Raw genomic sequence first — 9,570 nt, forward strand, 5'->3', positions numbered from 1 at the left:
CCTATCTCAATCACAAAAGGTTTCCTACAGGAAGCGCTTTCCCTCAACGATGTTCAATCACCTTATCAATGAGGCCGTATTCCATCGCCTGCTCCGCGGTCATGAAATTATCGCGCTCCGTATCGCGCTCGATTACCTCCAGCGGCTGGCCAGTGCGCTCAGAAAGGATGCGGTTCAGGCGCTTTTTGGTCTGTAGGATATGGTTCGTATGAATCTGAATATCGGTCGCTTGCCCCTGGGCGCCACCGCTCGGCTGATGGATCATAATATCGCTGTTGGGCAGCGCAAGGCGCTTGCCTTTGGCGCCCGCCGCCAGCAAAAATGCACCCATGCTGGCCGCCATCCCCATGCAAATCGTGGATACATCGCATTTGATATACTGCATGGTGTCATAGATGGCCAGGCCCGCAGTCACGGAACCGCCGGGGCTGTTGATATAGAGGGAAATATCCTTACTTGGGTCCTGTCCTTCCAGGTAGAGCAGCTGCGCAACTACCAAACTGGAAGTCGTGTCGTTCACTTCTTCCGTCAGCATAATGATGCGGTCGTTGAGCAGGCGGGAGAAAATGTCATAAGAGCGCTCTCCGCGGCTCGTCTGTTCCACCACGTAGGGGACCAAGCTCATATCGGTATAGCTATTTCCAAAAATCATCGTAGAATCCTCGATTCTCCACGCGAAAATCTATAAAGGGCTTGCCGCCGTGTTCCGCGTGGGAAGCACGGCGGCTTCAGCAGCGGAGACCTGCGCCCCCTCGGTGACAAACACGTACAGAGCTTTGGCCGCTTTTCCGCTGATTATACAACAAACTTATTCCGCGTCCTTCGCGTCTTCTGCCTTGGCGTCCTCCGCCTCGTCGGCCTCGGTCACAACTGCATTGTCGCGCACAACCTGGATGGCCTTTTCCACGGCGATGTCCTTGACAAGCTCCTCCTTCGGAATAAAGGACTTGACCTTCTCCACGTCGAGCTCATAGTTCTTCGCCAGCTTCTCATACTCCGCCTCGATCTCCTCGTCGGTCGGCTGGATGTTCTCAAGCTGTGCAATCTTTTCAAGTGCAAGGCGAACCTTGACCTGGCGCTCTGCCTGCGGGCGGAAGGACTGGCGCAGTCCGTCCATATTCATACCCGTGTACTGCAGGTATGTATTCAAGTTCAGGCCCTGGGACTGCAAACGATAAGCGAAATCGCGGACGTCGTCGTTCATACGGTTCGTATACATTGCCTCCGGGATCTCCGCCTGGACCAATTCCACGAGCTTGTCGATCAGCTGGTTCTCCACGCCGTCCTTGGCCTGGGCTTCCGCTGCGTCTTCCAACTTCTTGCGCACATCGGCCTTGTACTCGTCGAGCGTATCGAAATCGCTGACGTCTTTTACAAAGTCGTCGTCCACTTCCGGCAGTTCCTTCATCTTGATCTCATGCAGCTTGATCTTGAACACCGCTTCTTTTCCTGCGAGTTCCTTGGCCTGGTAATCCTCCGGGAAGGTCACCTTGATGTCAAACTCTTCGCCCGTCTTATGGTCAACGATCTGCTCCTCAAAGCCCGGAATAAACTGGCCGGAACCGAGCGTCAGGCTGAAGTTTTCCGCCTTGCCGCCTTCGAAAGCGACATCGTCGACAAATCCTTCAAAGTCGATCACAGCGATGTCACCGTTCTGCGCAGCGCGGTCTTCCACCGTCACCATGCGGGAGTTGCGGTCCTGCACCTTAGCGATTTCTGCGTCAACCGCTTCGTCGGTCACGGCAACTTTCGCCTTCTTCGCTTCAATGCCCTTATATCCCTCGATCTGCACTTCCGGCTTGGTGGTGATGGTCGCCTTGAAAACAAGACCATCCTTGCCGGCGGAAACGAGGTCAAAATCAATTTTATCTTCAATCATGTCAAGCTTCGCTTCGTTGACAGCCTCTTCCAATGCGTCCGGATAGAGCGCATTGATCGCATCCTCATAGAAGACCTCTTGGCCATAATATTTCTCGACAAAAGCGCGCGGAGCCTTTCCCTTGCGGAAGCCAGGGATCACAATTTTCTTGTTCTGCTTATGGTATGCCTGATCCACCGCTTTTTCAAAAGTTTCGCCGTCGATTTCAACTTCCAGCTGATAGCGATTGGTGTCAACCTTATTGCTTGATTTCAGAGCCATTTTTATTCCTCCTGCAAAATTGCAAATTATCTTAGTTATTATAGCACAACAGTTCAGGATATTCTACCCATTGTAAAAATATTCAAAAAATGTTCACGGCTACGCCGAAGGCAACCACTGGACCGCCCGAAGGCCTTCTGAAAAGAGAAGCCGCGCAGCGAGACGGAAGAGCCTTTCTTCCAGTACCGCTCCTGCCTTTTCACTCGAACACCAGCCTGCGAACAGCCTCTGAGATGGCCATCGCTACGGGTTTTTGCAAGGAAAAGCCTCGCTTGCGCGGAGCGGAAGGGCTTTCCTTCCCCCTCTCCGCTTTTCTCTCGGCCTGCCGTGTAAAATTTTTATTCTCCTCGGACCAGCAGAGGCAAAAACTTCAGATGGTCGCAGGAAATCAGCACCATCTTAATCCCGGCATATTCGCCGGTGATGGCACGCCGCGCCGCTTGGCTTCCGTGGATATGCCCAAAATAGCAGGTCTTAATCCCCCGCTTGACCAGGACGTCGAGAATCTCCCGGCATTCCGCCCCATCGTATACGGGAGGGTAATGCAGGAACACCACCGGGTCGCCGCCCTGCCGGATCCCATCGTCGATGGAGGCGTTTAGCCGCCCAACCTCGCGATTGACGATCTTGACGTCCTCGTCGCTCTCTGCGTTATAAAGCCATCCGCGCGTACCGCAGAGCGCCATCCCGTCCGCGAGCACCGCTGAATTATGGATCACGCCGATACTGTCAAACCCCTTCTCCGCAAGGAAAGCATCGATCTTTTTCCGGGTGGACCACCAATAATCGTGGTTCCCCTTCAAAAGCCATTTCTTTCCCGGCAGCGAGTGGATAAACGCAAAATCCTTCTCCGTCTCTTCCAGGCGCATCGCCCAGGAGATGTCCCCGGCGATCACCACGGTGTCCTCTTCAGAAACGACAGCGCGCCAATTCTTTTCCAGTTTTTGTACGTAGTCCTGCCATCCTTCAAAGACGTCCATCGGTTTATCCGTGCCCAAGGAAAGATGCAGGTCCGCAATTGCAAATACGGCTATTGTAATCGTCCTTTCTAAAAATGGAAGGCCGGAAGCTTTTATTCCTTTGCGATGCCCAGCCCGCTGAGCACCATATCGCTCATGCCGTCCGGCGTACAGCATTGGGTGAAGCGGACCGGCTTTCCTTCCAGCGCGGCGATGGGCTGCGGGATGGGCGCTCCGGTGAGCGCCTCCAAAGCGCGCACATTGGCAAGGTCGTCGCCACTTGCTTTCGTTTGGTCAACCGACAGCAGGACGCTGGTCGCGAATTTATAGGGATTTGCGGTAGAAGCAACAACCGTAGGCGTTTTCGTATCCTGGGTTTCCGCCAGATAATGCCGGTACACCTGTATCGCCACCGCTGTATGCGTGTCGCAAACATAGTGGGACATATTGTAGATTTCATGAATGGCCCCGCATGTCTGTGCATCGTCGCAGAAGCCCGCGTAAAAGATCTCCTGCAACTGTTTCAAAATCTCCGGCTCTACCTCATACCGTCCGGTCTCGGAGAGCTGCTGCATCCAGCCCGCCACGCGCTCGCTGTCGCGCCCCGTGAGGTCATACAGCAGGCGCTCCAGATTGCTGGATACCAGGATATCCATGGACGGCGAAATCGTTGTGAAGAACTGGCGGTTGCGGTCATACACGCCTGTGCGCAAGAACTCCGTCAGCACATTGTTCGCGTTGGAGGCACAGATCAACTTATGGACCGGCAGTCCCATCTTCTTCGCATAATATGCGGCCAAAATATTGCCAAAGTTGCCCGTCGGCACGACAATATTGATTTCCTGCCCCAGCTGCACCTTTCCCACTTTCAGGAGATCGCTGTACGCGGAGAAATAGTAGACAATCTGCGGAAGAAGGCGTCCCCAGTTGATGGAATTCGCACTGGAAAACATCATGCCATTTTCCGCTAGGGTTTCCTTCATCGCCGGATCGGTAAAGATGCGCTTCACGCCGGTCTGTGCATCGTCGAAATTGCCCTCGATGGCGCACACAGCGACGTTTTCACCCTCCTGGGTGGTCATCTGGGTCTTCTGCATCGCGCTCACACCGTTCTGCGGATAGAACACCATGATCTTTGTCCCCGCCACATCGCGGAAGCCCTCCAAAGCCGCCTTGCCGGTATCGCCGGAGGTCGCCACCAGGATCACCGCCGTCTTATCCGAGTGGATTTTTTGCAGGGATTTCGTCAACAGGTGCGGCAGAAGTTGGAGCGCCATGTCCTTAAACGCACAAGTCGGCCCGTGCCAAAGCTCCAAGAGATGCACGGGGGCCGGACAATTCGGCAGCTCCACCAGGGGCGCAGGATGCCCTCCGGAAAATTTCTCTCCACCATAGGCCTTCTTCACACATTCGCGAATTTCCTCCGGGGTAAAATCCGTCAGGAAATCTCCGAGAATCCGCTCTGCACGGTCGAGGTATGTGCCGTCCTTCATCCCCTCCAGCACGGAGGAATCGTACTGCGGCAGGCTTTCTGGCACAAAAAGGCCCCCATCCTCGCTGATTCCCTGCGCAATGGCCTGCGCCGCGGAGACATGCTCGGCGCTATTCCTTGTGCATTGATAGTTCATGTTGTTTCCTCCTTCTGTTTTCCGCCGTCCCAAAGCGCGTTTGAAAGCCCCCAGCGGATGCGGGAACGCTTGAAGATTTTCAGCCGCGCTTTTGTCGCCGTTCTATTTTATAATAGAAATGTACAGTTGTCAAAGAGAAGTGAAAAAACGGTATGCATTGTCAAAAAAAATTGCCTGGACGAGCGATTCCGGGTAATTATGCCGCAACATACAGTCCCCCAGTGCCTCCACGGACTCGACCCCCGTCATGCCGTCCGGAAGGTCCGTTCCATCAAAATCCCCTCCGAGAGCAACCGTCTTTTCGCCGCCCAAAGAAAGAAAGTGCTCGATGTGCCGCAAGAGGTCGTCCACACCGGCTTCCCAAGAGTCGTCCAGAAAGCGGCGCACAAAGGTCACACCGACCACGCCGCCCCGGTCCCGGACCGCGCAAAATTGGCTGTCCGTCAGGTTGCGCGGATTGTTACAGAGCGCGCGGGCATTGGAATGCGTGGCCAGGAACGGCCTTTGGGCCCTTTCTGCCACCTCCCAAAAGAGCGGTTCGCCCGCATGGGATACATCCACCGCGATGCGGTTCCGTTCCAGCTCCCGCACAACCTCCCGGCCGAACGGCGTCAGCCCCTTGGGATGGGCCACTTCCGCGCCGTCCCCGATCTCGCAGGAGGCGTTCCAGGTGAGCGTGACCGCTTTGACGCCGCACTCCTTGAGCCGGTCCACACGCTCGAGCCGGCCGCCGAGCGCCGCGCCGCCCTCCACGGTAAAAATTGCGCCGCACTTTTCCGTCCGCGCCGCCTCCTGGAAATCCTCCTCATCCCGGCAGATCTTGAGCTTATCGCCGTGCAGAGTCTCTTGGCGCAAGAGTTCCCCATACACCGCTTCAAAGTAGCGGTAAGCCGCCTCCCCGCGCAGCTCGTCGGGAATCCATGCGGCAAAACACTGAAGCCAAGGGTGGTATGCTGCACCGCGCTTTAAGCAAAGGTGCAGGTCGTTGTCCCAGAGGTCCTTTTTCTGTTTCCAACACTCCGCAATGGTGTCGCAGTGCAGGTCAAAATAGTTCATAGCCGCCTCCATCAAATGCATCTTCGAGGTATTCCACGGACGGTTCCCCCTGCCCGACGACAACCGCCGCCACATCGAAGCGCGGTTGCAGATCCAGTTCATGCGCCTGCAAATAATCCAGCGCCGTGCGTATGAGCCGTTTCCGCTTGCCCGGCGTCACGGCTTCCAGCGGGCCGGCGATCGAATCCGCCGAGCGGGTTTTGACCTCTACAAAGACAATATACGGACCGTCCACGGCAATCATGTCTATTTCCCCATACCGGCTGTGGTAGTTCCGCTCCAAGATCTCCCAGCCCTTCTTTTGCAGATACCAGGCGACCCATTCTTCGCCAAACGCACCACTGTTCAAAGGGATTCCCCCAGAATCTTTTTCAAAAAGGAACGCCGGTGGATGGGGCACGGCCCATATTGCTGTAAGAGCTCCCGGTGCAGCTTCGTCCCATACCCTTTGTGTTTGGCAAACTGATACTCCGGATAGAGCTTGTCCAGCTCCAGCATCAGACGGTCCCTGCTCACTTTCGCCAAGATGGATGCGGCCGCAATGTTGGCGGAACAGGCATCCCCTTTCACGATCGTCTCCCCCGGGATATCCAGGGGCGGCATGCGGTTGCCATCGATCAAGGCATAATCCGGGCGGACAGAAAGCCCCTCGCAGGCACGGCGCATTGCCAAAAAGGTCGCTTGGAGGATGTTGATCTCATCGATCTCCTGCTCTGTGGCAAATGCGATGGAGGTACTGATCGCCGTTTCCTGGATGACGTCAAAGAGCTGCTCCCTCTTTTTTTCGCTCAATTTCTTGGAATCGTTGAGTCCTTCGATCTGCACGCCCACGGGCAAAAGAACAGCGGCAGCGAACACCGGGCCGGCCAAAGGGCCGCGTCCCGCTTCGTCGATGCCGCATACCTGTACAAATCCCCGTTGGCGCGCCGCCGACTCGTGTGCAAACCAGTCGATCTGTTCCATACGCACCTCATTTTCCCGCCGGGGCAGGGGCTGCCTCCAGCGTAATACGCCCCATCTTTGCGCCGCGGAATTCATCCAACACCGCAATGGAGGCGCGCTCTGTGTCAATCTCGCCGCCGGAAATCAGCATTCCGCGCTTTTTTCCGATCCATTCCAAAATCTCATATCCTTTTAATTCGGAAAGGTCAATGTCCCCGAGCTTATACCGCTGCTTGACCGCATCCGCATAGCGGTCCCGCAGGACCTCCAACAGCCGCGAAGCCAAATGCTCGGTGTCGACCACCTCGTCCTTGACGGCGCCGGTAAAAGCCAGGTGTTCCCCGACCTCCTTGTCCTCGAATTTCGGCCAGAGTACGCCGGGGGTGTCCAAGAGCTCAAAACCTTTTGCAATCGAAAACCACTGGTTAGAGCGTGTAACGCCCGGACGATCCTCGACGTTCGCCTTGCCACCCTTGGAAAGGCGGTTGATCAACGAGCTTTTCCCCACGTTCGGGATGCCCACCACCATCACGCGGATCTGACGGCACACCATGCCCTTTGCTTGCCATGCGGCGATGCGGTCCTTCAAGACCTCTTTCACCAGCGGGATGAATCCGTTCAATCCTTTGTTGGTTTTGCAGTCGATGGCGATCGCGGGGATCCCCTGCGCCTTATAATACGCGATCCAGCGGGCGGTCTGCGCCGGGTCCGCCATGTCGCACTTGTTCATCAAAATGACGCGCGGCTTCGATTGGATCAGCTTGTCGAGGACCGGGTTCCGGCTGCTGACCGGAATGCGCGCGTCGATGATCTCGGCCACCGCGTCCACCAGCTTTAGGCTCTTTTCAATCTGCCGCTTGGTCCGCGTCATATGGCCCGGAAACCATTGAATGGACTGTGCTTCGCTCATACGATCCCTCCTGTCGTGTTTCTATAGAATCTTTCCAAAACGGCTAAAGGGAAATACCACGAATTCCGCCTTGCCCAGCACATACCGCTCGTCGATCATCCCCACCGCACTGCTGCGGCTGTCGTTGGACACCGCCCGGTTATCCCCCAGCACAAAGAGATGCCCCGGCGGGACCGTCAGCGGATAGGTATAGTCGGACGGCTGCGTGGTGATGCCGTTCTCAATATATGCGCTTTCATCCAGAGCTTGTCCATCCACATAGACCGTTCCGGTTTCAAAGTCGATGTCCACCGTCTGGTTTTCCAAGGCGATCACACGCTTGATGATCGGCTCCTGGAGCTTTGCCGTATGGGTGATTACCACCACATCCCCCTGCTTTGGCTGGTAGAAATAGCTCGTCAACAAGACGCGGTCGTTGCTCTGTAAGGTCGGCAGCATGGAAGGCCCGCTCACATTGACGATGCGAAACAGCAGGGTGAACAGAAGCACCACTACGATCAGCGAAGAGATCAACGCCTCCAGCCATTCATAGCAGTGCGCCACAAAACGTTTCACCGGCTGGACTGCATGGCGCGGCCCGCCGGTATATTCCATCTTTTCCCTCTCATTCAACAGGGACCAGAGCTCCTTTTTTCATCACGAAACCCATCCGAATTCGGAGAACGGCTGATAGATCATCTGTACCTTTCCGATGATACAGCGCTGGTCGATCATCCCGACCTCGGAATCGCGGCTGTCTTTGGAGACCGTGCGGTTGTCCCCCAACACAAAGACATGGCCTTCCGGAACGGTCTGGGGAAACTCCACATCATACTGATCCCGTGTGATGCCGTTCTCGATGTATGCGCTCTCATCGAGCTGCTGGCCGTCCACATAGACATAGCCGTTGTCAAAATCGATGTCCACAGTCTGGCCCTCCATGGCGATGATGCGCTTGACGATCACCTCGTCGAGCTGCGTACCGGAACCATCCACAACGACAATGTCGCCCGCCTGGGGGGTATAGCCGACGCAGGACACCCATACCTTATATTGGTCCATCAGGGTGGGCTCCATCGACGGACCCGAGACGGTAATGCTACGGATTACAAATGTAAAAAATACCATAATGAGGATCAGGGCGGGGATAATCGCCTCCATCCACTCATAACAGCTTTTGACAACACCTTTTTGCGGGTCTTGTGCAACCGCAGCGTCATCCTCTCTGGGGGAAAGATTCTGTTGCTCCATAGCCAAATCCACCTGCTTTCTCAACTGCACGGAAGACATTCCTCCCCGTGCGATAAACAAAAAAGGGACATCACATGTCCCTTTTTCCATCGAATGCTTATCTGATTTGTTCCTTGACCTTCGCGGCCTTGCCGACTCTGTCGCGCAGGAAGTACAGCTTTGCACGGCGTACACGGCCCTTACGAACGATCTTAATACCCTTGACGTTCGGGGAATGCAGTGGGAACACTCTCTCCACGCCGACGCCATAGGAAACGCGGCGAACCGTAAACGTTTCGGAGATGCCGGAACCCTTGCGGGCGATCACAGTGCCCTCAAACACCTGAATTCTCTCGCGGTCACCTTCGCGGATGTTAACATCAATGCGGATGGTGTCGCCAACCTCGAACTGGGGAATTTCCGTCTTTACGGAATCCTGAGCAATCAATTTCAATGCGTCCATGTGTATCCTCCTAAATTTTTCAGACATTCATACCGGTGTGATCCGGCAGAGGACTGTCCGCTTCAATGTCGCGGAATCATCCGGGCACTGAACCCCACCGAAAGAGTGCGGCGGTTTCCAAATGCCTATATATCATACCACAATCCGCCAAAACGTGCAAGGATTTTTTCCGCTTTTTCGCATCTTCGCGAGATTTATTATTGACTTGTGCAAAGGTCAACAACCTTCGCCAAGTCAATTTTTTTATGTGGGGGTCCCGGTTA

Annotated in this window: 11 protein-coding genes; all 11 read right to left on the minus strand. The window is 55.3% G+C overall.

Annotated elements, in window-relative coordinates:
* Nucleotides 1–43: 43 nt before the first annotated feature.
* The 11 genes from clpP to rplS all read right to left on the minus strand — a co-directional run bounded on the left by clpP (nucleotide 44) and on the right by rplS (nucleotide 9,307).
* Nucleotides 44–625, minus strand: a complete 582-nt coding sequence (gene clpP / locus I2G69_RS12025) for an ATP-dependent Clp endopeptidase proteolytic subunit ClpP (RefSeq protein WP_087233499.1) — start codon at nucleotides 623–625, stop codon at nucleotides 44–46.
* Between the two features lie 183 nt (nucleotides 626–808).
* Nucleotides 809–2,140 carry a trigger factor gene (gene tig, locus I2G69_RS12030; protein ID WP_087233411.1) on the minus strand — a complete coding sequence of 444 codons (1,332 nt, stop codon included), beginning with the start codon at nucleotides 2,138–2,140 and terminating at the stop codon, nucleotides 809–811.
* A gap of 338 nt (nucleotides 2,141–2,478) precedes the next feature.
* Nucleotides 2,479–3,174 carry a metallophosphoesterase gene (locus I2G69_RS12035; RefSeq protein WP_087233496.1) on the minus strand — a complete coding sequence of 232 codons (696 nt, stop codon included), beginning with the start codon at nucleotides 3,172–3,174 and terminating at the stop codon, nucleotides 2,479–2,481.
* 38 nt (nucleotides 3,175–3,212) lie between these two features.
* Nucleotides 3,213–4,727: a threonine synthase gene (thrC, locus tag I2G69_RS12040; RefSeq protein WP_087233408.1), complete on the minus strand. Its 1,515-nt coding sequence runs from the start codon at nucleotides 4,725–4,727 to the stop codon at nucleotides 3,213–3,215.
* A 129-nt stretch (nucleotides 4,728–4,856) separates the two neighbouring features.
* Nucleotides 4,857–5,783 (minus strand): dipeptidase, encoded by a 927-nt coding sequence (locus tag I2G69_RS12045; RefSeq protein ID WP_195450819.1) that lies wholly within the window; start codon nucleotides 5,781–5,783, stop codon nucleotides 4,857–4,859.
* The gene (locus tag I2G69_RS12050; RefSeq protein WP_207740587.1) at nucleotides 5,770–6,132 is read right to left on the minus strand and encodes a YraN family protein; all 363 of its coding nucleotides are present in this window, start codon (nucleotides 6,130–6,132) and stop codon (nucleotides 5,770–5,772) included. The genes I2G69_RS12045 and I2G69_RS12050 overlap by 14 nt, the downstream gene beginning before the upstream one ends.
* Nucleotides 6,129–6,746 carry a ribonuclease HII gene (locus I2G69_RS12055; protein WP_191362813.1) on the minus strand — a complete coding sequence of 206 codons (618 nt, stop codon included), beginning with the start codon at nucleotides 6,744–6,746 and terminating at the stop codon, nucleotides 6,129–6,131. Before I2G69_RS12055 ends, I2G69_RS12050 begins: the two co-directional genes overlap by 4 nt.
* A gap of 7 nt (nucleotides 6,747–6,753) precedes the next feature.
* Nucleotides 6,754–7,635 (minus strand): ribosome biogenesis GTPase YlqF, encoded by an 882-nt coding sequence (ylqF, locus tag I2G69_RS12060; RefSeq protein WP_087233399.1) that lies wholly within the window; start codon nucleotides 7,633–7,635, stop codon nucleotides 6,754–6,756.
* 21 nt (nucleotides 7,636–7,656) lie between these two features.
* Nucleotides 7,657–8,247, minus strand: coding sequence for a signal peptidase I (lepB, locus tag I2G69_RS12065; RefSeq protein WP_237966558.1), 591 nt, complete (start codon nucleotides 8,245–8,247; stop codon nucleotides 7,657–7,659).
* Between the two features lie 24 nt (nucleotides 8,248–8,271).
* Nucleotides 8,272–8,895, minus strand: a complete 624-nt coding sequence (gene lepB / locus I2G69_RS12070; protein WP_330610167.1) for a signal peptidase I — start codon at nucleotides 8,893–8,895, stop codon at nucleotides 8,272–8,274.
* Between the two features lie 67 nt (nucleotides 8,896–8,962).
* Entirely contained in the window at nucleotides 8,963–9,307 is a 345-nt protein-coding gene (gene rplS / locus I2G69_RS12075) for a 50S ribosomal protein L19 (protein ID WP_087233396.1), read from the minus strand.
* Nucleotides 9,308–9,570 lie beyond the last annotated feature (263 nt).

The sequence above is a fragment of the Anaeromassilibacillus sp. D41t1_190614_C2 genome (assembly GCF_015558525.1).
Lineage (GTDB): Bacteria > Bacillota > Clostridia > Oscillospirales > Acutalibacteraceae > Anaeromassilibacillus > Anaeromassilibacillus stercoravium.